We start from the raw sequence: 22,306 nt of genomic DNA on the forward strand, positions 1-22,306 counted from the left end.
GCGGTCATTAGCCACTGCATCGACGGGCTCTGGAATCCAGCCCATCGACATTCATTACTGAACTTCATCAGCTTAGCTGCTTACCAGAGGCGGACACCGTATTCAAAACAGCTCAACACTTTTCCAAAACAAGTCCGGTCAGTCGTCAGCTCGCAAACAGGTTCGAAGATCGCTCCCCAATGGCGTGAGAAAATACGGCAGCGCATAAAATTTTACACCGTCTCATCAGCTCATCCACTGTCCACCATCCACATTGAAACACTGTGAAACGATGTAATCCGCCTCCGGCGTCGCGAGAAATATCGCCATGCCTGTCAAGTCTTCAGCGCGTCCCATGCGGCCAAACGGAACTGATGCTCCTACTTCTTTCTTCTTCTCTCCGGGAGCCTTGTTTTCGTATTTCGCGAAGAAGGCATCGACGCCATCCCAATGCTCACCATCAACCACCCCCGGCGCAATCGCGTTTACGTTGATGCCGTGTCCAATCAGGTTCAGTCCCGCACTTTGAGTCAAGGAGATCACGGCAGCCTTGGTTGCACAATAAACGGCAACTAAGCCTTCGCCGCGCCGCCCTGCCTGACTAGCCATATTGATAATCTTGCCGCCTTTTCGACGTGCGATCATATGTTTAGCCACCGCCTGCATTGTGAAGAGCGTGCCAGCGACATTGACCGCGAAGGTCCTGTCATAGTCTTGTCGCGTGATTTCAGCGATGGGCGCTGCGGTGAAAAGGGCCGCATTATTGATCAAAATGTCGATGCCATCAAATGCTTTGGCAGCATCCTCTACGGCCTTGTCGATACTATCCTGCTTAGTGACATCCATCTCGATGGCAATAGCTGATTCTCCAAGCTGGGTTACGGCTTCCCTCGCCCGTTCGATGTTAATATCGGCGATGGCCACCCGCGCCCCCTCGCGCAGATATGCCTTAGCGAATTCAAAACCGATTCCGCGCGCGGCCCCAGTTATTAGGGCTGTCTTGCCTTCAAGTCGTTTTCCAACAGACATTTTTATTACTTCTCCATTTATAGTTCAATCTGAAAATTGCGTTTGCAAGCGAGCTATTTTTGAATCGTTTACAGCCATTTTGATGGCACACACATGGTACATCTCGTCGACAATCTCGGGCAGTACCAAAACGACCCGAAGACTGATCTGTATGTCTCTGTATCGATACTTGGGCATGGATCAGGCGTTCGTGTCTAGGACGGGGTCGTCACATAGAAGAAAGCTCTACAACGCGGTGCATTCAAACGGATGCGATATCGTATCACGAAGGCCGTTAAAATCAGGCGTGCTTGGGGCGTCAGTTAAGGCATCAAACGCGCGTGCCGCTTTGAGGTTATGCTCCCTGAACTTGGTATCATCTGGCGTCGTCGAAAGCCCGTAGCAAGGCATCCTTGTAGACCTCGCCATACAAGAAAAGTATCGATGGCGCTCTGATCAAGATGCCGCACAGATAATGGGGTAATCGTCGAAATATAACATCGTTCTTCCTCCCAGCTGCATATCAGCCAAAAAGAGGATATCTAACTTGCAATCAGCCCCGATAGAGCTAGCGATGTAAAAAACTGATGATATTTTGTCATAACGTCATCTGTTTCATGAGCGTGACAGCTTGCGATAACTGGAGGGTGTCATTCCGCGCACTTCGCGGAAGGCACGGTTGAAATTAGACAGATTTTTATATCCAACCTCGCTGCAGATCTCGGTAACGGGCAGATTTGTCTGGGCCAGCAATTCGCATGCTTTGGCGGTTCGAAGCACGGCCAAATGGCGAGTGAAGGTATTCCCGGTCTTATCTTTAAAGAAACGAGAAAACGAAGATTCAGTCATCCCGGCAATGTCTGCGAGGATGGAGAGGCGCAAGTCCTGCCCAAGGCTGCTCGACAAGTAGCGGAAGACCTCGTCTAGGGTGCTGCTGGATTTTCCGTCCAGCTTGGGGGCAAAGCCAGCCGAAGACAATAGAATATATTCTTTTGTGTGAGACAGAAGATGCAGGAGATCCAACAGTTTCGCTAATTTTTGAAGGCCGCAGCTTGTTCCGATCGCCTCCATCATAACGGCCCCAGCTTGCCGTGCCGCACCTTGGAAGATCATCCCACGCCGAGCTTCCGTCAACAGCCGGCCCAATTGTGACATTTCAGGCATTACAGAGCTAGCTGATTTCAGGCGATCCCCGTCGAATTGCAGGACGACATCGCGACCTTTGATCACCTGCCCGTTGCTCAGCGGGGTCACCCAGTTGTGTGGCAACTCCGCTCCGATGAAGAACAAATCACCGGGAGAAAAACGTCCGATATGGTCACCAACATAGCAAGAGCCCTCCGCATTGCGGATCAGATGCACCTCGCATTCCTTGTGAGTGTTCCAGACAGCCCGCGAAAGCGGATAGTCATCACAGCGCCAAACAAATGATTCCGATGGGAGCGGCACGATGGGCTCCGTGACAGGCGGACTTGGTTTCCATTGCGTGAATGTCATCGTGGTAGCGGGCAAAAGGTTCAGAAGGTGATCGCGAAGTACCATTATATTACAGGTTTAAGCAAAGATTGTCAGCCTACTCCTCCGTGTGAGGCATTCACGGCATCGGATGTGGGGGCTGTGGAACCCGGGGCTGGCGCGCCCCGCGCTTATCGCGGGTGATCCGCCGCTGCAAGCTAAAGTGCGTCGTCAATGAGGCCAAGACAAGTCGGAACGCGCGGGAATCTAAAATCCACGCCAAGATCGAGCACTGCTTCAGTATAATGAAGCTTGTGCTAGGCTCCACCAAGGTCTGCTACCAAGAAATCAATAAATACGCCGATTGGCTGATCTCCACCTGCGCGCGGGTCAATCCGTTCATAGCCAAGCGGTCTGTTGGCAGGATAGCCGCTCCTAGTTGCCTACCCCCTTGGCTGCAGCAGCAAAAATCTAGAGTTTCCGATCTTGGAAGATTCTGCAAATGCCGTCCACGGCTTGGCCCACTCAGAATGGATCCTAAATTGGTAACTTGTTCAACGGCTCATTATAAACGAAGTTTTGTTAGCCGCATTTGGGTCATCGCACGAGTATGGCGAAAGCCAAGTTTTCAGACGGTTCTCAAGTCTATCCAAATGCCCTGACCGGATCCTCAATTGCAATGCCAACCTGCTGCCCCACTCGAAGGAGAAGCGGTCCACTAACCCTTGCAATGAGGTCCAGGTCTGACATCCGAAGACTTATCGAGGCGTCATGACCATAATAATCAATTGCAGTTACCGTAGCAGGAAGCGACGTCCCTTCAGAGCACGGATCAATGCGAATCTGCTCGGGGCGTATCAGCACTTCCCCTGAACCAGCAGGAAGTTCGGAGCTGAGAGCCAACTGGCCCAGTGCGCAGTCCACACTTCGGCCCTGAATTAATCCGGGGATCAGGTTAGTCTCTCCCAGAAAGCGGGCCACGGCCGCGTTTTTTGGTTTGTTGTAAAGTGTTGCGGGCGTTGCAACTTGGGCAAGATTGCCGTCCAACAACACGGCGACTTCGTCGCTGAGCGACAGTGCCTCTGCCTGATCATGGGTCACCAAAATTGCTGTCGCTTTAGCCAGCCGCAGTGCCTCGAGTATCGCCTTTCGGGTTTCCGCCCTCAACCCGGCATCCAATGCCGAAAACGGTTCGTCGAGCAGCACGAGTTGCGGCTGCGGGGCCAAGGCACGGGCGAGCGCCACCCGCTGCTGCTCACCGCCGGAGAGCTGGTACGGCGCTCGATCGGCATAGGCTTGTGGTAGTCCAACGAGATCGAGCAGTTCGTTGGCGCGGATACCCCGACGGCGTTCGGTGCGCGACAGTCCGAAGACGATGTTCTCACGCACGGATAGATGCGGGAAGAGCGCGCCATCCTGCGCGACGTAGCCGACGCGCCTGCGTTCAGGTGCCATGTGCAGGCCGGGCCGCGCCACAACCTCGTCGCCGATGCGGATTGTACCGGCGTCACAGCGTTCGAAACCGCAGATGAGCCGTAGCAGCGTCGTCTTCCCGCTGCCGGATGGGCCGAGCACCGCGAGCAGATGCGCGGGCGACACCGTTAGGTCGATCGCGTGCAGGATGGTTCGGTTACCAAATGTCTTTTTGAGGTTGCTGACAGTGAGGTCAATCATGGGTTCATGCCACGGGTGCTGTGCGGTCAGATATCTGGCTTGGTTGGTGGGACTGTGCCGGGTCGCCGACGCGGCTTTGCCCGAACTGTCGGGCGAGCAACCAACTGGCTGTCAAGGAGAGTGCCATCATGATGGCAGCGTATGGGGCCGCTGCGGCAAAGGCGAGGGTCGAGGTGTCCGCCCAGACCTGCGTCGCTAGGGTCTGGGTGCCAATCGGAGCGAGCAGCAAGGTTGCGGTCAGTTCCGTTACCACCGCGATGAAGACCATCGCTGCCGCTGCCCCGAGACCAGGCCCGGCCAGCGGCAGCATGACGCGATATGCGACCTGGAAGACGTTCAAGCCCAATGAGCGCGCCGCCTCCTCCAGCCCCAGTTGCGCGTGGGCGAGTGCCGCCCGCACACCAACGACGGCAAGGGAAAGAAACTGGATGCCATAGACCAGGATCAGCAGCGCTGAACTCTGATAGAGCGGATGGAGGTAATGCACGGTGAGGAAGACCATGGCGAGGGCGATGACGATCCCCGGCATCCCCTGCGTCAGGTAGCTCGTGCGCTCCACCAGCGTTACCGTCCGCCCGCGATAGCGCGTCGCCAGGAAGCCGATCGGAATCGCCAGCACCATCGCGATCAGTGTGCCGCCAAGACCGTAACCGAGCGAGGACAGCGTCGCCGCCGTCAGCAAGGCCGGCGATACTTCGGCTGGCGTGATCGCGGCGGCACCGTGCTGGGTCATCCAGTAGAGCGTGGTGATGAGCGGCATACCAGTCGTGACAACCACCAGCGCCGCCAGGAGGGCGACCACAACCCATTTAATTTGCCCCAGCTCATGGAGAGAGGCAGGCCGGCGGACGCCACGACCGATCCGGCCGTAGCGCGCGCTGCCGCGGATACGCAGCTCCGCCATCAGACAGAACAGACACAGCACGATGAGGATGCTCGCCAGCAGCGAGCCGGTAGCGCCATCGAAGCTGGCCCTGTACTCGATATAGATTTCGGTCGTGAAGGTACGAAAGCGCAGCAGGGCGAAGGCCCCGAACTCGGTTAGGACGTTGAGCGCGACGAGCAACGTGCCACCCAGGAGTGCAGGATGCAGTTGTGGTAGCACGACACGGACGAAGCACACGACCGGCCCGCAGCCAAGCGCGCGGGCCGAATCCTCAAGCGCCGGGTCGAGATTACGCAATGAAGCGGCGACGGGGAGATAGAGTAGCGGGTAATAGGCGCAGGTCACCACCAGCACGGCCCCGGCGAAACCTTCCAGCGCCGGGCTGATCGATATCCACGCATAGCTGGTAATGAAGGAGGGAATGGCTAGCGGCACGGCAAGGAGCACGGCCCATGCCTGCCGCCCCGGTAGCCGGGTGCGCTCGACAAACCAAGCCGCCCCCGTGCCGACGACGATTGCCAGCGCGGAGGATACTGCCGTCAGGCATACCGTATTGAGCAAAAGCGTGCCGACCAGCGGGCGTAGGAGGAAGTGTGCGGCCTGCCCTCCGCTCACCTCTGTCGCCCGCAGGATCGTCAGTCCGATTGGCAGGAGTACCAGGAACGCGCCAACCGCTGCCGCGCCGAGGAGCAGAAGGGGCGGTCGCGCGTTTGCCCACCGCATTAAAGAAGGCCGGCTTCGTGAAGCAGCGTCACGACTGACGCGTCGTCGCCGAGTTGTGAAACGGAGATAGCAGGCGGCTGAAGCTCGTTGAAGGGCTTCAGCACCGGGTTCGGGGCGATGCCTGGGCGCAACGGGTATTCAAACGTGACCGGCGTGTCGGCCAGCATCTTCTGTGCCGGAGCGCTGACAAGGAAGGCGAGGAAGCGCTGCGCGTCCTTCGGGTCCTTGCTCGTCTTCAGTACGCCGGCGCCAGAGATGTTGATCAGGCCGCCGACGTCGCCATGACTGAAGTGATAGATATCGCTATGTGTCTTTGCCTTGCCCAGTTCCTGCTGCAGGCGTGCCCAGTAGTAATTGTTGATGATGCCGGTGGCCACGGCACCGCGGTTGACAGCGGCGACGACGCCCTCGTCATCGTCATAGATCTTTGCGTTTGCTTTGAGTCCCTTGAGCCAGGCTAGTGCGGCGGCCTTGCCGTGCGTTACGACGACGGCGTTGACCAGCGGCAGGAAGTCGTTGTCGCTGGGCGCGATCGCGATCTTCCCCTTCCATTTCGGCTTCGCAAGGTCCATCAGGGATGCCGGAAGCGCAGAGGCGGCGATCATCGACGGATTGTAGGCGAGCACGTTCTCACGGGCGAGAACGCCGACCCAGGTGCCGTCCGGCGCGTTGTACTTGGAGGGGATCTCGGCAAGGGTCGACGGATCCACCTTAGCAAGCAGCCCCTTCTCCGCCAGCATCGCGATCTCGGGAGAGTTCTCGGTAAAGAACACGTCGGCCGGCGAGGCTGTGCCTTCCTGGATAATCTGGGCGGCAACCTCTGGCCCGTCACCGGAATGCACTTTAACGCCGATTCCGGTCTTCTTCTCGAAAGCCGAGACGAGCATGTTCACCGTCTGCTCGTGTTGCCCACTGTAGAGCACCAGCGTGGCGGCGACGGCTGGGTGCGGCGTGCAGGCGAGAAGCCCGCAGGCGGCAAGGGCTGCTACTCCCAGGCCAGCAAAATTCGACCGCGACCAGCGGTGTTCGAGCAACGACATCAGGCATCTCCCAGGCAAATTGGTAAAACGTATGAGCCCACTCATACTTGCGAATAAGTCTCATTATAATCCATAAGCTCATGTTTTCCGTCGGTCAATGGGTTGCAAATGAGAGTCGTTCTCAATAATTGCTACTGGCAGATGTTCAACTGGAGGACCACAGGCAATGAGAGATGAGAACAACGGACGGCGATGGGCTTGGGCTGGTTTGGCCCTGGTAGCGACCATGCTGGTACCAGCGACGGCACTCGCCGATGGGAAGGGGGGCGAGTTCCTCTCGAATACCCGGCATCACGTGACACTGGGCTCCATGGTGCCGGCGAACGGCGACCAGAACCCCTATGCAATCGTCGTCGCACCGGTCTCGGCCGGCAAGGTCCAGAAGGGTGACGTGCTTGTCACGAACTTCAACGACTCGAAGAATCTCCAGGGGCTTGGCACGACGATCATGGACTACAGTCCGGCCACTAAGAAAGTCTCGGTTTTCGCCAAGATCGATCGCAAGCTCGCAGGCTGTCCGGGGGGCGTCGGTCTGACCACCGCCATGACGATGCTCAAGTCCGGCTGGGTCATCGTCGGCAGCTTGCCAAGCCAGGATGGGACTACAGCGACGAAGGGGCCCGGCTGCCTGATCGTTCTGAATTCCCATGGGGCAGTTTCCGGTACGATCAGCGGTCCCAACATCAATGGGCCATGGGGGAACATCGCCACGGTTGATGACGGCAAACATGCCACGCTCTTCGTGAGCAATGTCGGCTTCGGCGTCGGTGCCCCCACGGATAACAGTCCGGTCGTCAAGAAAGCGACCGTACTGCGCCTCTCGCTGGATATCCCACCGGGCAAACCGCCGGTTGTCACCAATCAAATGGTCATCGCCGATGGCTTCGGTGAACAGGCCGACAAGAGCGTCTTCATCATCGGTCCAACCGGCTTGGCCTTGGGTAAGAACGGTGACCTCTTTGTCTCCGACGCGCTTGGCAACCGCATCGCCGCTATCCCAGATGCTCTGACCCGTACCTCAAGCGATGGTACCGGCACCACAGTGACCTCGGGCGGATTTCTGCAGCGGCCGCTCGCGCTAACAATGACGCCGGGGGGGCATCTCCTAACCACCAATGGTCTAAACGGCCAAGTCGTCGAGATTGATCCAACGACCGGAAAGCAACTCGCTGCGCAATGGATCGACGCTGACGAGGCTCAGCAGCCGCCAGGCAGCGGCGACCTCTTCGGCATCACGCTGACGCCCGACGGACATGGCTTCTACTACGTAGAGGACGACATGAACACGCTGATGCTGGCGAACTGAGACGGGAGTGACGATCATGTCCAGATGTCCGTTTTCAACACGGCGCGGCTTTCTCGGAGCGTCCGGCGGCGCGCTGGCGGCCCCCCTGCTCACGAAGGCTGGCAAGGCGGCGGTGCCTGGTATGACCGCCGCCCCTGCCAGTGATATGTCCGACGGTGGGGCCATCCCGTTTTTCGGCAAGCACCAGGCCGGGATCGCGACGCCCCAACAGACTCATCTTGTGTTCGCGAGTTTTGACATCATCGCCCAGAGCCAGTCGGACTTGGTCCGATTGCTGCAAGATTGGACGCAGGCGGCGGCTATTATGGCTGCCGGCGACCTTGTGGAGCCGGCAGACGGCAACGCGTCCAAACCGCCAACCGATAGCGGTACTGTACGCGGGCTTGGCCCTGGGCGCCTGACACTGACATTTGGTTTCGGCCCAGGGCTTTTCGAAAAGGATGGAAAGGACCGCTACGGCTTGGCTGCGAAACGGCCCGCCGCGCTCGTCGACTTGCCGCGCTTCAATGGCGACCAGCTTGAGCCGGCGTACACCGGCGGTGATCTCTGCATCCAGGCTTGTGCAGATGACAGCGCGGTCGCGTTCCACGCCATCCGTCAACTTGCCCATATGGCCGCTCCAAACGACGCGGCGGATGGCTATGGTGGCAAAAAAGCGGGCGCCACCCTCGCCTACAATGCCAAGCCGGGTGTCGCCACACTGCGGTGGTTGCAGACGGGGTTCCTGCCAGATTATCCGGCCGGGGAAACGCCGCGCAATCTGTTCGGCTTTAAGGACGGCACTGAGAACCCGGGGCGCCCCGATCCGGCCGAAATAAGCCACGGGAAAACCATCGGTAACGGCTCCCTAGGTGAAGCAGTATGGGTCGGGAATGAGGGGCCGGTTTGGATGCAGGGCGGCAGTTATCTCGTCGTTCGCCGTATCCGAATGGCTCTGCAGCATTGGGACAACACCGCGCTTGACTTCCAGGAGAGCATATTCGGCCGGAAAAAGGTGAGCGGCGGGCCGCTGACTGGTGGCGGAGAATTCACCCCCCTCAATCTCGACGCCACCGATGCCGACGGCAATCCGGTGATTGCTGAGAATTCGCACGTACGGCTCGGTGCCGCTTCGACGAATGACGGTGCGCGGATTTTGCGCCGTGCTTATTCTTACAACGACGGCCTCAAGATGATCGCCGAACGTTGGCCGCCCTGGAGGCAGGGCCTCGAATACGAGGCTGGGCTGATCTTCGTCGCTTTCCAACGTGATCCTAGAACCGGGTTCATCAAGATCTTCGACAGAATGTCGAAATTCGACATGATGAACCAGTTCACAACGCATACGGGCAGCGCGATTTTTGCTTGCCCGAGCGGCATCGCAAAGGGCGGGTTCATCGGAGCGGACCTCTTCACCTGAACCTTCGCTTGCCCTCCTCCCTGGCTCAGCAAACTCCACTTCCTGTTGATTATGGATGGCCCGCCTGTCCAAAGATATCGCGTATGGGACCTGTGCTCGGGGAGGATTGCAGCGGCTCGGTTTATTTGATTTTTTATGATAACGAATTAGAGATTGAAATGCCACGTCGTCGGATCGGGCAGCTAGCCTTGCATTTTCCTGATAGCAACGTGGTAGATCGCCCTTGAGTCAGTTCGTGGTCTTAAATAATTAGGTGTCTGATTGCGGAACGTCATTTGGATCAGTAAGCTAGGCTAATGCCATGTCTTCGGGCATACGGTTGCGCAACCAGCCTCACGGGAGCTGAGGGAGTCTGGGCAGAAATGAACACAGGAACTTCTTCTCAAGCTGAAGAGAGACCCTTAATGCTCCAACGTAGTTTCATTTCAGTTCAAACAATGGCAGTGGTTCAAAGCCTCATGCCAGAGACTGTTTGGAATTTTGCGCTCTGACGCGTTTTGTTAGGCCCTTGGGAAGCGATCTTCGAACATGAACTTCTGACAGCATGCCATTCGTGCACAGAGCGCCTCCACTCGGTGGATGCAGCATTCAAAGTCAGATAGATTGGTTTCGCTGCTGCCTTGTCCCCGCGCTCATATTCTTCTCAACGTCATCCTAAACAGTCGGCTCGTCGATCGCCTAAGCAAAATGCCCAGCGGAGCCACCGACTTTCGTTATAACCCGTCATGGCTTGATGGGGGAGAACCTACACCAATCGGCGGAGCCATAGGTGGAGGCGTCAGGCCACCAGGCTTGCCGTGCCTTTGTCATGTCCACCACCATGCCGCTCTTGTCAAATAGATCATTCAGTGAATATCCAGCCATCAACTGGTCCAGAAAATCTCTGTAGATGCTCATACACGTGTCCGCTATTCAAGCAGCTACAACGCCAGAGTACAAAATTGAGGATAGTCCAAAAAACCACACCGCCCGAAGCTCACCGATGAGCTACTATCAAGGCTCAATCCAAGTTATACTTAAGATTATTTAAGTTTCTGACCACTTCTTATCAAAATAAAACTCTTCGATAATTTGCAAAAATGATCTCTGTAAAACGAAGAAACCAATATTAAATAAAACAACAAACAACTTTGCCAATATTAAACTTGGAATAGTTCGTTTTAGTTTTTAGTTCCAGGAGACCGCTCACGACCAGGACAATTATTAATGCCATCTATTGACGCAAACTCATTCTCTGTCACCAACACCTTTTCCAGAAAAATCCTCGCTACATTTGGATTGATTGGTGCATTTTCTTTCACTGTACCGGCACTTGCTCAGACGCCACAAGGTCAAATGCCTATGCAAGGAGCAACTGGGCAAGCAGAAAAATACTCTAACAACACAATCAATTCAGTCGCTCATGCTATGCACGATGTTGAAAAAGTTAGGAAGCAGTACCTTCCTGAAATGCAGGCAGCTCAACAACACAAGGACCAGCAGAAAATACAGCAACTGAATAATGCAGCATTGAAAGCAGAGAAGCAAAAAATCATATCAAACGGCATTTCGATTCAGAAATATCAAGAAGTTGTGACGTCCGCCGAAAAAAATCCAAAATTACGCAAGAAAATCCTAACAGCTTACAACTCAAATTCAACGAAATAACTCATCTTGACGGGTTGAGTCCGCTGCAAGGAAGGGACGCGTACAACCGTGTCCTGCCCTGCAGATGACGGCTTAAAAGCTCTGCTCCTCTACCCCGCATGCAGCATGCCGCTCGGTCGGACTTTGCTGCGCAGCCAACCTCTTAATGACCGTTTGCGTTTCTGGCAGTTTCAACGCAGGGCCAAGGCGCAAGAAAGCCGGGGTAGACGGTATGCGCTCACCGTGTTGCCGCCCCGGCGTTGTTGGAGATGGCCAGTATAATATCTACCGGAAGCCAAATAATGACATGTAAACATATTGTTGTGTCGATGGAGTCGGCCGCGGTTCATTCGGACACACCAAAAAGGGAGACGCTAAATTTTTGTATCATAGTCGTAACCGCTCTGGCCAATATTTTCTATCGGACGAAGAAGATAGCCATCCGGGTCCATAACTAAAAACTGGCACTGGCCAACTTCAACGAATTCGACACAGCACCACGCTTCCTCTGGCTCCTGGAATAGCGACCATCTCACGATTTCCAGTCGTTCCAAGATCGGTCAAAAGCGTGGGCATCCTAATCTGAAAATTGATGCTATGGCCCAGCGGCGCCACGAGCGGCCAGGTTACTCATTGGTCGTCTGCCGTATTACGCTGCTTAAGCATAACCTGGGCGCCATCCAGGTCCTGATACGCGAAGCCAGCCTCCGGGCGATCATAAGCCACGGAAAAACCGATCAGTTCGAACCAGAGTGGTAAGCTGGCATCCAAGTCCGACACTACGAACTCCGGATCAACTTTGCCCAACTTTCCATTCTCAGAATACCTCTGAAACCTGCCCGACCGTCGCAATTACCCGCTCCTCTGATCATCGTCGACCCTGCCCAGGCGTATGACAATGGCGCGCTTGTTCCAAGAACCCGCCACTCTTCAGACCATAATCGTATATATAGACCGGAGCGGGCTACGGACGGGCACCTTTGGTTTCCAGGACTTGGGTGGGCCCGGTGACGAGAGCGCCTACGTAGCTGCGGTTACCGCAGTCCGCGAACAGGTCGCTGGAGCCAAAGCACACGACCAAGGCATGCATCAAACTTGGATATATGCGGATCACCTGCTCCATGCCGAAGCCCCTCGATTGTGCGTTCACTATCCCATAATTTCTTCGATGAGCTTACGAATTTCCGGCTGGCTCATCGGAGAAGTTTCCCGTTTACGATCTTCTGGTGCACTCGGGCCGCATTGTTCAATAGGGCGAGCAAAAAACGCTCTAGAAATGTTGGATGAATTTTGGATTTGAGTTTTCATTATTTATCCTTTGTCGCATAATGCGACGTTAATCGATAAGCTGCCACGCTCTTTATTATGTTATATGAAGCACGCGACAGTTAAAATTGGTGAATATTGATTAAGCCTAAAGGGAGAGTTAGACGAAGCTATCGGGCGGCACAAACTCGCCTTATAGCGATATACGTGAAACTGCCTTATTCGGCTTTAAGATTATCCGCGGCATTCTTGCCGTTGCTGCGATCCTAGACGATGTCGAATGTCATCTTCTGGCCGTCTTAAGGGTTGCGAGGCCGGCCCACTCTACCGCAGAGATATGAACGAAGATATCACCGCTGCCAGATTCAGGGCTAATGAAACCATAGCGCTTAGTCTTATTGAAGAATTTAAAGGTACCAGCTGTCATGACATTTTCCTTTCAATCGATCAAAAAGTTAAAGACTTCGGCGAAGGATATGCCGAAGTAGGGGTAATCGATATTGTATAGGAAGTTCGTCAGAGGCGCGTTTGGCGCGGGAAACAAAGCTCAAAATCAAGACCGAGAGTCAGCATATAGCCCGTTTGGCGCTTTTGATCAAGTAGGGCGCTGAGCCGCCGCTCGGTCCTGGTCAGGCGGAAGTTGCTCCATGGATAGTCCGTAAAAACGGGCCAGCCCCCTGTAAAGCAGAAAGCGCCCCCAGGACACGCGCTTGCAGGCGCAACTTAGCCCCTCGAGAGCAGCGCGCTCATCTGGCGGGAACCATTCCGGGCCTGTGCAAGACAGTTCGCCTCACCGAGCGCGGCACGACGCCGACAGCCCGGAACGCTGCCGAACGGGCCGATAAACTCAATTCCGTCCGCCTGACGCCAGCCACCGCTCACAGGCTGGTCAATCAGCCCTAATACAGGCACACCATCCCCTACCAGGCCAAAGAAGGAGTGATTCTGCTTGTCGGCCTCGACCAGTGCCGCCGCCCAGCGTTGCGCCTCGCCCGGCTCGACACTGAAGTCGGGCGCCAGGGCAGGTACATTTCTAACATAGACGCGGGCACATAACCCCTCTGCAAGATCAAGATCGACGAAAATCCCGGTCTCGATCTCGACCACCTCGGAAGGATGAGCTGAGAGTATGGGGGTTGAACAATACGGGATCGAACAACTTAATCTGGCCTCGTTACCAAGTCGTGCTCCAGATTACCGGCGTGGCGGCAGATGGAAACAAAGTCAAAACTCGTCCCAGCTAGGTTCGGCACCAACTGCAACAAGATCCCCGGAATTGCCCAAGGGCCGTTTCGGGATGGAATGTTGTACTCGGCTATGACGTTCCTGAGCATGCAGCTTTGTCGGCTTCCTGCTCAGTTCGGGCTCCACTGACGGTTGGGCACGAGAAGTCGCGCCGATATGGAATTGACCAACTAGACCTGCCAACTCCCGGGCCTCCTGAGTCAGGCTGTGACTCGCCGCTGTGGTTTCTTCAACCATCGCCGCATTCTTCTGGGTAACTTGATCCATCTCGTTAACCGCCACATTCACCTGGCTAAGCCCCGATGACTGTTCCCGCGTAGATGCCGTAATCTCGCTAATCATCCCGTTCAACTTGGTAACGTGTTCAGCAATCCCCTGCAGGGCTTTCCCCGTCTTGCCGACCAGTGCCACACCGGTAGCGACCTGTTGGGTCGACGAAGAAATGAGCGCCTTGATCTCTTTCGCCGCCTCAGCCGAGCGTTGTGCCAAAGCCCGAACCTCTGTCGCAACAACGGCAAACCCGCGCCCAGCGTCGCCGGCCCGTGCAGCCTCGACCCCAGCGTTTAGGGCCAGAAGGTTGGTCTGAAACGCGATTTCGTCAATAACACCGATGATATTGCTGATCTGACTGGACGAATGCTCGATTTCCGTCATTGCGTTCACAGTATCGGTGACCACGATGGCCGAACGCTCTGCGTCGTCCTTTGCCAAATTAACGACATTGCGTGCCTCACCAGCACTTTCAGCTGTATTCGCTACGGTCGTGGTAATTTGATCCAATGCCGCAGCGGTTTCTTCGAGGCTCGCGGCTTGCTGTTCGGTACGCCTAGAAAGATCGTCGGATGCCTGGGAAATCTCGCCCGAGCTACTTTTAACGTTCTGTATGCTCGCCGAAATTGCAGCCATCGTCGATTCCAACTGCTCAAGAGATGAATTGAAATCTTGACGAACTTCCTGAAAATCAACAGAAAAATTCTCGATAATTCTGTATTTTAGATTTTTACTCGCCAGCTCTTTCAAGCCAGTTGTAATGCCATTGACTGCTCGCACACGGTCAGTAACATCGGTCGCAAATTTTACGACTTTTACGACCTTGTTGTTAAGGTCGAAGATCGGATTATACGAGGCTTGGAGCCAGACCTGCTTTCCTCCTTTGCCAATGCGCTTGAACTCCGCCGCGATATATTCTCCCGACGCAAGTTTCTTCCAGAATTCCGCATATTCAGGTGACTGTCCATAATTCTGCTCAACAAAGATCCGGTGCTTTTGCCCCTTGATTTCGTCAAGGCGATAGCCCATGGCTTTCAAAAAATTCTCATTTGCCGTGATAATTTTGCCATCCACCGTGAATTCTATCATCGCCTGTGCACGTGAAATAGCATCAAGAATGGCTGTCTCGGCTGCAATTCTTAGCTTATCGGCCGTAACATCTGTTGCCTGCTTTATAACCTTAACAACAGTGCCGCGTGAATTACGAACCGGATTATAGGATGCCTGAAGCCATACTTCATGCCCATCTTTAGCAATACGCCGATATTCAGTGGCTTCGTATTCGCCGCGCCTCAGCTTTTTCCAGAATTCTTGGTACTCTGCACTTTGCGCATAGGCTGGATCAACGAAGAGACTGTGATGCTTACCTTTGATCTCCGAGAGATTGTAGCCGAGCAGTCGGCAGAAATTGTCGTTTGCGGTGAGGATAGTTCCATCGGGGCTGAACTCTATAATCGCAAGCGATAACGAAAGCGCCTTCAAAGTAGCTTGCGTGTTTGTCTCGATAAACCGGAACATTGGGCACCTTTTATAAGGTTATTATAGCAATCGTTCTAAAATTGAATTGTTAATAAACAGTTATTCTAACATCATTGTGAACGCTATATATCTATATATGGTTTCAATAAGGGGCGCCAGCTGGGGCGGTGCCAAGCTAAATGCCGGCCTAGACTTGGCATAGCCATAAGAAAAATGACTGAATTTTTGCGTTAGTTAGCTGCAAGTTGACCGGCAGAAATTTTCCCTAGGGCCCCGAGGAGTGAGATCGAGGGGCGAGGATATTTCGGAATAGCTGGGCGCCATCATCTGAGAATCGGTCAGCAGCGTTGCCAGGAGTTAGCCGCCATCGTGGCGTGAGTGGCGGCTTCGGACCGTTCCCGCCTGAAAGGTAAAAAGCAGCCCTCCAAACTCATTCACATCTTGGTTTGCTCGACGTCAATGAGGTTAATGTCGTCTGGACGCCGGCTATAGAACTGGATGTGGGTACTGGCATGAATGGCCATTACGGGAGCGTTCTCCAGAGCACGACCAATCTTCATATAAATAGCGCCAATCGTTATGATTTCTAACTACGATCTTGCTCCAAGCCACCTAGCGCGCCGCCAGACCAGGACATAGGTACTGGCCGCTGACAGGTGATCTCCTGATCGCTGATGGTTGCCTTGTCGATAATGAACGCCTTATGAATGGCACACGCCCTCGCGCTGCAGGCGTATACCTAATTCACCGCCTGTGGAGGCGTCTGATTGTGAGAGATCTCATATAAACGCTGTTTGCATTTCGATAGCAAAAGGCGGCTAATCTTTTTCCAACCAAGAACGCCCCCTTATCGTAAAGTAAATCAGTTGTCAGCGCGCCCTATCCCCCCGCCAGCTGAATGAACCGCCCTAGAAATTGACGCGTTCGAGAGCGCGCAGGTGTTTATTTTGACGCCTGTCTGCCGATACTCTCCAACTCAGCCAGCGCATGGTCCGGCAGAACAAAAGAAGCAGCCGCTAAGTTCTCATGCAGATGCGCACGAGAAGACGTACCGGGGATTAGCAGGATATTGGGAGAACGCGTCAGTAGCCACGCCAACGCCACTTGCATTGGCTTTGCCTCTAGCTTTGCTGCCACACGGTTCAGTGTGTCTGACTGCAGGGGCGTGAAGCCGCCGAGCGGAAAAAAGGGCACATAAGCAATGTTTTGTCGAGCGAGATCATCGATCAGCGCCTCATCCTCACGATGGGCAAGATTGTAGAGATTCTGCACGCAAACGATCGGCGCGATGCGCTGTGCCTCGGTGATCTGTTTCGGCGTGGCGTTGGATATCCCGAGATGGCGGATTAGCCCCTGGCGCTGGAGTTCCGCCAAAGCGGTAAAGAATGGCTCGACCGAACCTTCCTTGGGCCCATGGACCGCTCCCATCAAACGCATATTCACGACCTCCAGATAATCCAGACCCAGATTGCGTAGATTATCGTGTACCGCCTGGGTCAATTCAGCCGGGCTGTTGGCAGGTAGCCAGGAAGCATCATTCCCTCGCCGCGCGCCGAGTTTAGTCACCAAAGTCAGTTCGGCTCGATAAGGGTAAAGTGCCTCTTTGATGATCTCATTTGTGACATGGGGACCATAAAAATCGCTGGTGTCGATATGATCCACCCCAGCTTCCACTGCTTCGCGCAGCACAGCCAGAGCTTCTGCGCGGTCCTTGGGCGGGCCAAACACGCCTGGCCCGGCCAGTTGCATAGCGCCATAGCCCATACGGCGCACTGTACGGCTGCCCAACTTGTAGGTGCCTGCTTTGTCTAGATCGCTCATTCCATCCTCCTTGATGATGTTCCCGGTGATCTGGTGATTGACCTTCTGCACGATAATAGGGTGAAATCGGCACAGGTTGTACGGATTTTTGGACAATGACGAAAGAGCTACAGGATGTGATGGCGTTTCTTGCCGTGGTGGAAGCCGGGGGCTTCCGCGAAGGAGCAAGGCGACAGAGCATTCCGGCCTCCAATCTGAGTGAGGCTGTGCGCCGGCTGGAGACCAGACTTGGGGTGCGCTTACTGCATCGTACGACCCGCTCAGTGGCGCCGACCGAAGCGGGCGCACGCTTGGCGGAGCGGCTAAAACCCGCACTTGGCGAAGTGGCGGCGGCCCTGGATATAGTCAATCATTATCGCGACCGCCCGGCAGGCACGCTGCGCCTCAATGTACCGGGTAGCGCGGCAAGACTGGTGCTGCCCGAGATCGTCACGCCCTTCTTACAAGCCTATCCAGAAATTCGATTGGAGGTAATGGTAGAGGACGGCTTCGTTGATCTGCTTGCCGCTGGCTGTGATGCTGGGATCCGCTATGATGAACGGCTGGAGCAGGACATGATTGCAGTGCCAATCGGCCCGCGCATCCAACGCTTTGCCACAGCCGCCGCCCCCTCATATCTTGCAGCACGTGGCACCCCAGCCCATCCACGCGATTTGCTTACCCACGCTTGCCTGAGGGGTCAGTTCGCTAGCGGCAATGTTCCAGTCTGGGAGTTTGAGCGCGAAGGCGAATTAGTCCGCATTGACCCGTCTGGGCCGCTGCTCGTACGGCTGGGCGCCGCGGTGGAATTGGCTGTCGACGCGGCGGTTCGCGGATTGGGCATTGTGCATTTGTTTGAAGATTGGCTGGCACCGCATCTGCAAAATGGAACGTTGATACCTGTGTTGCCCGATTGGTGGCAGCGTTTTTCGGGACCGTTTCTCTACTATCCTGGCCGCCGATTGGTCCCCACCCCTTTGCGCGCCTTTCTCGATTTCATTCAGCGTCGGTAGTGTTTACTCCGGCAAGATGCCGATTTCGACATGATGCCGCCCAGGGTGCGGTATCTCTCTGGCTGAGATTTTTGTGACACTCGCGTCGTGCTGACGTCAACCTTTCTCTTTTGTTTTGGTTCGGGTTTTGCGCATGCTCTCACCGTGAAGGTTGAGGCGGTGAGCGTTGTTGACGAGGCGATCCAGGATGGCGTTGGCGTAGGTGGGATTGCCGATGACGGCGTGCCAATCTTCCACTGGTAATTGGCTCGTGATGATGGTGGATCGGCGGCCATAGCGTTCTTCGAGGATTTCCAGGAGATCATGGCGGGCCTGGGCGTCGGGCGGCCACAGTCCCCAATCGTCCAGAAGATTGCGCGCAACATTGCTCGACGAAATCGGCTATTTGCCAATCAGCGTTTCGGGGCTACCTTGTTGTTCCGCCTGCTTACCAGGCTCTACGAGCGTACCTGCCTCGTCATCACAACCCATTTGAGCTTAGGCGAATGGCCGCCGTCCTCCGCGACGCCAAGATGACCATCGCCCTACCCCGTCAACTGACCCACCATTGCCACATCTTGAAGACCGGCTATGTCCGCTTCAGTCTCAAGAACAGCTCAATCAGTAGTCTCAAAAAAGGAGAGAAACCAACCGTTTACCCATTCTGAAATCCACATCATAACCGCCAGGCAGGTCAGATCTCAGCGGAAAACACCATGTTCCCAATTGAGAGCCATCTGAATGGCGCGTATCTTATCTGGCGATTCGTTCAACCCTAAGAACATTAGTAGTCCCAGCAACGCCAAATGGCTGCCCTGCGGTGAGAGCAAGCAGTTGCCCTTCCCGACCTACACCTTCATTGAGGACCAAGCAATTTGCCACCTTCAAAACATCCGTCATACCGTTCATCTTCGCTGTAACCCTTGGTCTTACACCCCAGGATAAGCAAAGAGGCCGTGCAACCTCTAGACTGGGCACTAAGCAGAGCAGCGGTACACGCGGGCGCTCGGCTGAGGCCCGGAAGCCGGTATTTCCGGATGTGGTGTAAGCGACAATTGCAGCAGGCTGTAATGCTTTAGCGGTTTCGCGCAGGGCCGCACAGATAACATCAGAGACATTGGCACGAGAGACGACCCTGCCCTTCTCTGCAGCCTTCCAAAACTCTTCATCAGCTTCGACATCACCAATGATACTAGCCATCATCTCCACCGCTTGTCTGGGAAAACGGCCTGAAGCCGACTCAGCTGAAAGCATGACCGCATCGGCACCCGCATAAATCGCTGTCGCTACGTCAGAGACCTCTGCACGTGTGGGAGTAGCAGCGGCAATCATTGATTCGAGCATTTGAGTCGCCACGACCACTGGTTTGCCTAGACGACGACAGGTACTTAAAATTCGACGCTGTATACGTGGAACCATCTCCACCGGCATCTCAACCCCGAGATCGCCACGTGCGACCATAATTCCGTCTGAGCGCTCAACAATCTGTTCTAGGCAATCAACTGCCGAAGGCTTCTCTATTTTCGCCATAATACGTACATGTGGACCGGCCAAGTTACGTAACTCATCAATATCTTCAGGCCGCTGAACGAAGGAAAGCGCGATCCAATCAACACCAAGTTCTAAGGCAACCTTGAGATCAATGTAGTCTTTTGGTGTAAGCGCGGAGACGGGCAAAGTCGCACCAACCACACTCACCCCTTTACGCGGCAATAAACAACCCCCAACTATTGTGCGAGCTGTGATATGTCCATCATCTGCTTGAACAACCTCAAAGCGCATTTTGCCGTCATCAATCAACAACACCACCCCAGGCCGTGCAGCTGAGAAAATCTCAGGATGCGGCAGGGGAATGTCTGTAACGACATCACCTTTGCCGGCTGGGGTAAAGATCACCTGATCGCCCTCAGCCAAATCGAGATGTCCAGGCTCTAATGATCCAATACGTAGCTTCGGTCCCTGCAGATCCGCTAGCACAGCTAGCGGATGTCCAAGTACGCCCTCCACTTCGCGCACAAAAGCCATGCGTAAGCGGTGATCCGCATGTGTTCCATGGCTAAAATTAAACCGAAACACATTAGCGCCTGCCTGTGCCAGAGCTAGAATTTCGTCATACCCTGTGCTGGATGGCCCCAGGGTAGCGACAATCTTGGCATACCGATGCGTCGTCATAATCTACATCATATCCGTTTTCTGAGGCTAAAAAATGAAGCCTGTATTGATGAAATTCGATGTACGCTCATGCAGGATGCTACCAAGTAGCGCCTTTCCCGCGGTACTATCCTTGGTGGCGATCATCGAGCGAATTGAGAATGAACGCAATGCATCTGTTACTGACAGAGTGCCCTCAGCGCTATCTTTTCGACCGGTAAAAGGAAATATATCAGGTCCACGTTGACACTGGCTGTTGATATTAACGCGGCAAACTTGATTAACAAGAGGATCAACAAGTCGACCAACAATTTCGGGAGATTCGCTGAAGATACTAACTTGCTGTCCATGTTCAGATGTCCTGACATAGGCAAGAGCTTCTTCGATATCGTCAAATGGTGTCACCGGTACGATCGGACCAAACTGCTCCTCACGATAAAGACGCATGGAAGGTGTCACCGGATAAACTATAGCAGGCATAAAAAAAGTACCAGCTATATCACCGCCGCCTTCGTTCAAGATTCGTGCACCATGACCTATAGCATCATCAATGTAATCCCGCATCTGCTTGACTTTTGCCTGGCTTGGTAATGGCGTAATCATTACTTGCCTCTCCCACGGCATGCCAATTTTCATTTTTGATATAGCATGTAAGAGCTTCTCAAGAAATTCATCTATAATCGATCGATGCACTAAAAGTATTTTAAGTGCGGTACAACGTTGCCCATTAAAGGAAAGTGATCCCACAAGACATTCACTAACTGCTAAGTCAAGATCTGCATCAGGCAGGACAATAGCCGCATTCTTCGCGTCAAGCCCCAAAATTGCGCGCAGTTGATTGATCTTAGGATGCAACTTCTTTAAATGTCCTGCGACTTTGCTAGATCCTATCAACGCTAGTGTATTTATTTGACCAGATTCAAGTAGCAGAGGTACAACCACCTCACCTTTTCCATAAACAACATTGAATATACCGGGGGGAAATGCGGTTCTAAATGCTTCCAGAAGGGGAGCAAACAGTAGAGAACCAAAACGAGGCGGCTTAAAAACGACCGCATTACCCATTATTAATGCTGGAATCAGCAGAGCAAATGTTTCATTCAGAGGATAATTATAGGGTCCCATGACAAGCACGACGCCTAATGGCGTACGACGCACCTGACCAATTACACCCTCAACGATTTGAAAGCGTGAATTCGAATTATCAAGCTCTTTAAGTGCACTAATTGTAGAGCGGATATAATTAACTGTACGATCAAATTCCTTTTCTGAGTCAGATAAGCTCTTGCCGATCTCCCACATTAGGATTCGTACTACCTTATCCCGTACTTCGATCATGAGATTAGTAAACCGCTCCATACAGGCGATTCGGTATCCGACCGTCGCCGTGGCCCACTTACCTCTACCTTCATTATAGGCGGTTACTGCAGCCATTAAAGCGGCTTGAGCTTCTTCAACTCCCCCCGCCGGACGGCTACCCAAAACAATTTGTTGCAACCCATTATCAGTTTTGGCGCAAACTGGCGAGTAGACGGTGACAGGATCTCCAGGAAACTTCTGATACTCACCTCCGATTAGTGTTGAACATAGGGTGATAGGCTCAGAAAGCCTTACTTCCTCTGGAATATTATCCATTGTTAGAAACATACCTATCTCCAAACCGACGATTGAGAAATTTTTAAAGGCCAATTTATCGTAAAAAATTTCTAATTTCGGCGTATTATTCCGAATTAAATAAGCTTATCTCCTAGGTTTAGGTTTTGTCGATTTCTAAAAATTTCAATTTTTTATGCAATAAACGGTGATCTACGAATCCTCTATTATTGCCGACCAGATTAGCCTATTCCAACATCAGTAAATCTATAGGCTATTCATAGTCGGCAACAACTAAACTCCTGATTAGAAAGCGTACTTCAGATAGAAACGGCTGCTGAAGTACGGGTTGTTGTAGTGAACATTGGACTCAGAGCTGTTCTGGGCAAACGCGGCATCGGTATCCCAGGCAAC

General features: G+C 54.0%; 20 protein-coding genes and 1 pseudogene. 6 read left to right on the top strand and 15 right to left on the bottom strand.

Annotated features, from left to right (window positions below; all coding sequences use genetic code 11):
- Positions 1-225: 225 nt before the first annotated feature.
- From BUB54_RS14495 to BUB54_RS14515, 5 genes are all read right to left on the bottom strand, one after another.
- Positions 226-1,008 carry an L-iditol 2-dehydrogenase gene (locus BUB54_RS14495; protein ID WP_048877980.1) on the bottom strand — a complete coding sequence of 261 codons (783 nt, stop codon included), beginning with the start codon at positions 1,006-1,008 and terminating at the stop codon, positions 226-228.
- Positions 1,009-1,602: 594 nt separating this feature from the next.
- Positions 1,603-2,529: an AraC family transcriptional regulator gene (locus BUB54_RS14500; RefSeq protein ID WP_217652510.1), complete on the bottom strand. Its 927-nt coding sequence runs from the start codon at positions 2,527-2,529 to the stop codon at positions 1,603-1,605.
- Positions 2,530-3,087: 558 nt separating this feature from the next.
- Positions 3,088-4,116 carry an ABC transporter ATP-binding protein gene (locus tag BUB54_RS14505; protein ID WP_048877979.1) on the bottom strand — a complete coding sequence of 343 codons (1,029 nt, stop codon included), beginning with the start codon at positions 4,114-4,116 and terminating at the stop codon, positions 3,088-3,090.
- Positions 4,117-4,120: 4 nt separating this feature from the next.
- Positions 4,121-5,725 carry an ABC transporter permease gene (locus BUB54_RS14510; RefSeq protein WP_048877978.1) on the bottom strand — a complete coding sequence of 535 codons (1,605 nt, stop codon included), beginning with the start codon at positions 5,723-5,725 and terminating at the stop codon, positions 4,121-4,123.
- Positions 5,725-6,765, bottom strand: coding sequence for an iron ABC transporter substrate-binding protein (locus BUB54_RS14515; RefSeq protein WP_052948313.1), 1,041 nt, complete (start codon positions 6,763-6,765; stop codon positions 5,725-5,727). Before BUB54_RS14515 ends, BUB54_RS14510 begins: the two co-directional genes overlap by 1 nt.
- 310 nt (positions 6,766-7,075) lie before the next feature.
- On the opposite strand from BUB54_RS14515, the gene BUB54_RS14520 reads away from it, so the two are divergent.
- Positions 7,076-8,071 carry an NHL repeat-containing protein gene (locus BUB54_RS14520; RefSeq protein ID WP_244890791.1) on the top strand — a complete coding sequence of 332 codons (996 nt, stop codon included), beginning with the start codon at positions 7,076-7,078 and terminating at the stop codon, positions 8,069-8,071.
- Between the two features lie 16 nt (positions 8,072-8,087).
- The gene (locus BUB54_RS14525; RefSeq protein ID WP_048877976.1) at positions 8,088-9,470 is read left to right on the top strand and encodes a Dyp-type peroxidase; all 1,383 of its coding nucleotides are present in this window, start codon (positions 8,088-8,090) and stop codon (positions 9,468-9,470) included.
- 723 nt (positions 9,471-10,193) lie between these two features.
- Here BUB54_RS14525 and BUB54_RS20895 read toward each other — a convergent pair.
- Positions 10,194-10,367, bottom strand: a complete 174-nt coding sequence (locus BUB54_RS20895) for a hypothetical protein (protein ID WP_158320078.1) — start codon at positions 10,365-10,367, stop codon at positions 10,194-10,196.
- A gap of 309 nt (positions 10,368-10,676) precedes the next feature.
- Between BUB54_RS20895 and BUB54_RS14530 the strand changes: the two genes are divergently transcribed.
- A complete protein-coding gene (locus BUB54_RS14530; protein WP_048877975.1) occupies positions 10,677-11,117 on the top strand; it encodes a DUF4168 domain-containing protein in 441 nt (146 codons plus the stop codon).
- Between the two features lie 609 nt (positions 11,118-11,726).
- On the opposite strand, the gene BUB54_RS21580 is transcribed toward BUB54_RS14530, so the two are convergent.
- The 3 genes from BUB54_RS21580 to BUB54_RS14540 form a co-directional block, all read right to left on the bottom strand.
- The gene (locus BUB54_RS21580) at positions 11,727-11,903 is read right to left on the bottom strand and encodes a VOC family protein (protein ID WP_241869326.1); all 177 of its coding nucleotides are present in this window, start codon (positions 11,901-11,903) and stop codon (positions 11,727-11,729) included.
- A gap of 342 nt (positions 11,904-12,245) precedes the next feature.
- Entirely contained in the window at positions 12,246-12,404 is a 159-nt protein-coding gene (locus tag BUB54_RS20900; protein ID WP_158320077.1) for a hypothetical protein, read from the bottom strand.
- Positions 12,405-12,645: 241 nt separating this feature from the next.
- The gene (locus BUB54_RS14540; protein ID WP_373318300.1) at positions 12,646-12,738 is read right to left on the bottom strand and encodes a cold-shock protein; all 93 of its coding nucleotides are present in this window, start codon (positions 12,736-12,738) and stop codon (positions 12,646-12,648) included.
- Here BUB54_RS14540 and BUB54_RS21585 point away from each other — a divergent pair.
- Entirely contained in the window at positions 12,700-12,870 is a 171-nt protein-coding gene (locus tag BUB54_RS21585; RefSeq protein ID WP_244890792.1) for a hypothetical protein, read from the top strand. The genes BUB54_RS14540 and BUB54_RS21585 overlap by 39 nt on opposite strands.
- Before the next feature lie 215 nt (positions 12,871-13,085).
- Here the strand turns inward: BUB54_RS21585 and BUB54_RS21590 are convergent, their stop codons facing one another.
- The 3 genes from BUB54_RS21590 to BUB54_RS14555 form a co-directional block, all read right to left on the bottom strand.
- Positions 13,086-13,469 (bottom strand): hypothetical protein, encoded by a 384-nt coding sequence (locus BUB54_RS21590; protein WP_048877974.1) that lies wholly within the window; start codon positions 13,467-13,469, stop codon positions 13,086-13,088.
- Between the two features lie 117 nt (positions 13,470-13,586).
- Positions 13,587-15,395, bottom strand: a complete 1,809-nt coding sequence (locus tag BUB54_RS14550) for a methyl-accepting chemotaxis protein (RefSeq protein WP_048877973.1) — start codon at positions 15,393-15,395, stop codon at positions 13,587-13,589.
- A gap of 903 nt (positions 15,396-16,298) precedes the next feature.
- Positions 16,299-17,177 carry an aldo/keto reductase family oxidoreductase gene (locus BUB54_RS14555; protein ID WP_048877994.1) on the bottom strand — a complete coding sequence of 293 codons (879 nt, stop codon included), beginning with the start codon at positions 17,175-17,177 and terminating at the stop codon, positions 16,299-16,301.
- A gap of 95 nt (positions 17,178-17,272) precedes the next feature.
- Here BUB54_RS14555 and BUB54_RS14560 point away from each other — a divergent pair, with 95 nt between their 5' ends.
- Positions 17,273-18,169 carry a LysR family transcriptional regulator gene (locus BUB54_RS14560; RefSeq protein ID WP_048877972.1) on the top strand — a complete coding sequence of 299 codons (897 nt, stop codon included), beginning with the start codon at positions 17,273-17,275 and terminating at the stop codon, positions 18,167-18,169.
- Positions 18,170-18,265: 96 nt separating this feature from the next.
- Here the strand turns inward: BUB54_RS14560 and BUB54_RS14565 are convergent.
- A pseudogene (locus BUB54_RS14565) lies at positions 18,266-18,520 on the bottom strand (ATP-binding protein); the annotation flags it as partial.
- Here BUB54_RS14565 and BUB54_RS22130 point away from each other — a divergent pair.
- Positions 18,413-18,685: a hypothetical protein gene (locus BUB54_RS22130; RefSeq protein WP_052948312.1), complete on the top strand. Its 273-nt coding sequence runs from the start codon at positions 18,413-18,415 to the stop codon at positions 18,683-18,685. The pseudogene BUB54_RS14565 and the gene BUB54_RS22130 overlap by 108 nt on opposite strands.
- Positions 18,686-18,901: 216 nt before the next feature.
- Here the strand turns inward: BUB54_RS22130 and pyk are convergent, their stop codons facing one another.
- Positions 18,902-20,320 carry a pyruvate kinase gene (gene pyk / locus BUB54_RS14570; protein ID WP_048877971.1) on the bottom strand — a complete coding sequence of 473 codons (1,419 nt, stop codon included), beginning with the start codon at positions 20,318-20,320 and terminating at the stop codon, positions 18,902-18,904.
- A gap of 27 nt (positions 20,321-20,347) precedes the next feature.
- Positions 20,348-21,988 carry an NADP-dependent glyceraldehyde-3-phosphate dehydrogenase gene (locus tag BUB54_RS14575; protein WP_217652511.1) on the bottom strand — a complete coding sequence of 547 codons (1,641 nt, stop codon included), beginning with the start codon at positions 21,986-21,988 and terminating at the stop codon, positions 20,348-20,350.
- Between the last annotated feature and the right edge of the window lie 318 nt (positions 21,989-22,306).

It is taken from the genome of Acidocella aminolytica 101 = DSM 11237, from assembly GCF_900129125.1.
In the GTDB taxonomy this organism is placed as follows: Bacteria; Pseudomonadota; Alphaproteobacteria; order Acetobacterales; family Acetobacteraceae; genus Acidocella; species Acidocella aminolytica.

Bases quoted from the DNA above. Each gene is read 5' to 3' on its own strand.
- BUB54_RS14495 (WP_048877980.1), bottom strand. From the start codon at position 1,008: ATGTCTGTTGGAAAACGACTTGAAGGCAAGACAGCCCTAATAACTGGG.
- BUB54_RS14500 (WP_217652510.1), bottom strand. From the start codon at position 2,529: ATGGTACTTCGCGATCACCTTCTGAACCTTTTGCCCGCTACCACGATG.
- BUB54_RS14505 (WP_048877979.1), bottom strand. From the start codon at position 4,116: ATGATTGACCTCACTGTCAGCAACCTCAAAAAGACATTTGGTAACCGA.
- BUB54_RS14510 (WP_048877978.1), bottom strand. From the start codon at position 5,725: ATGCGGTGGGCAAACGCGCGACCGCCCCTTCTGCTCCTCGGCGCGGCA.
- BUB54_RS14515 (WP_052948313.1), bottom strand. From the start codon at position 6,765: ATGTCGTTGCTCGAACACCGCTGGTCGCGGTCGAATTTTGCTGGCCTG.
- BUB54_RS14520 (WP_244890791.1), top strand. From the start codon at position 7,076: ATGGTGCCGGCGAACGGCGACCAGAACCCCTATGCAATCGTCGTCGCA.
- BUB54_RS14525 (WP_048877976.1), top strand. From the start codon at position 8,088: ATGTCCAGATGTCCGTTTTCAACACGGCGCGGCTTTCTCGGAGCGTCC.
- BUB54_RS20895 (WP_158320078.1), bottom strand. From the start codon at position 10,367: ATGAGCATCTACAGAGATTTTCTGGACCAGTTGATGGCTGGATATTCA.
- BUB54_RS14530 (WP_048877975.1), top strand. From the start codon at position 10,677: ATGCCATCTATTGACGCAAACTCATTCTCTGTCACCAACACCTTTTCC.
- BUB54_RS20900 (WP_158320077.1), bottom strand. From the start codon at position 12,404: ATGAAAACTCAAATCCAAAATTCATCCAACATTTCTAGAGCGTTTTTT.
- BUB54_RS21585 (WP_244890792.1), top strand. From the start codon at position 12,700: ATGAACGAAGATATCACCGCTGCCAGATTCAGGGCTAATGAAACCATA.
- BUB54_RS14550 (WP_048877973.1), bottom strand. From the start codon at position 15,395: ATGTTCCGGTTTATCGAGACAAACACGCAAGCTACTTTGAAGGCGCTT.
- BUB54_RS14555 (WP_048877994.1), bottom strand. From the start codon at position 17,177: ATGAGCGATCTAGACAAAGCAGGCACCTACAAGTTGGGCAGCCGTACA.
- BUB54_RS14560 (WP_048877972.1), top strand. From the start codon at position 17,273: ATGACGAAAGAGCTACAGGATGTGATGGCGTTTCTTGCCGTGGTGGAA.
- pyk (WP_048877971.1), bottom strand. From the start codon at position 20,320: ATGACGACGCATCGGTATGCCAAGATTGTCGCTACCCTGGGGCCATCC.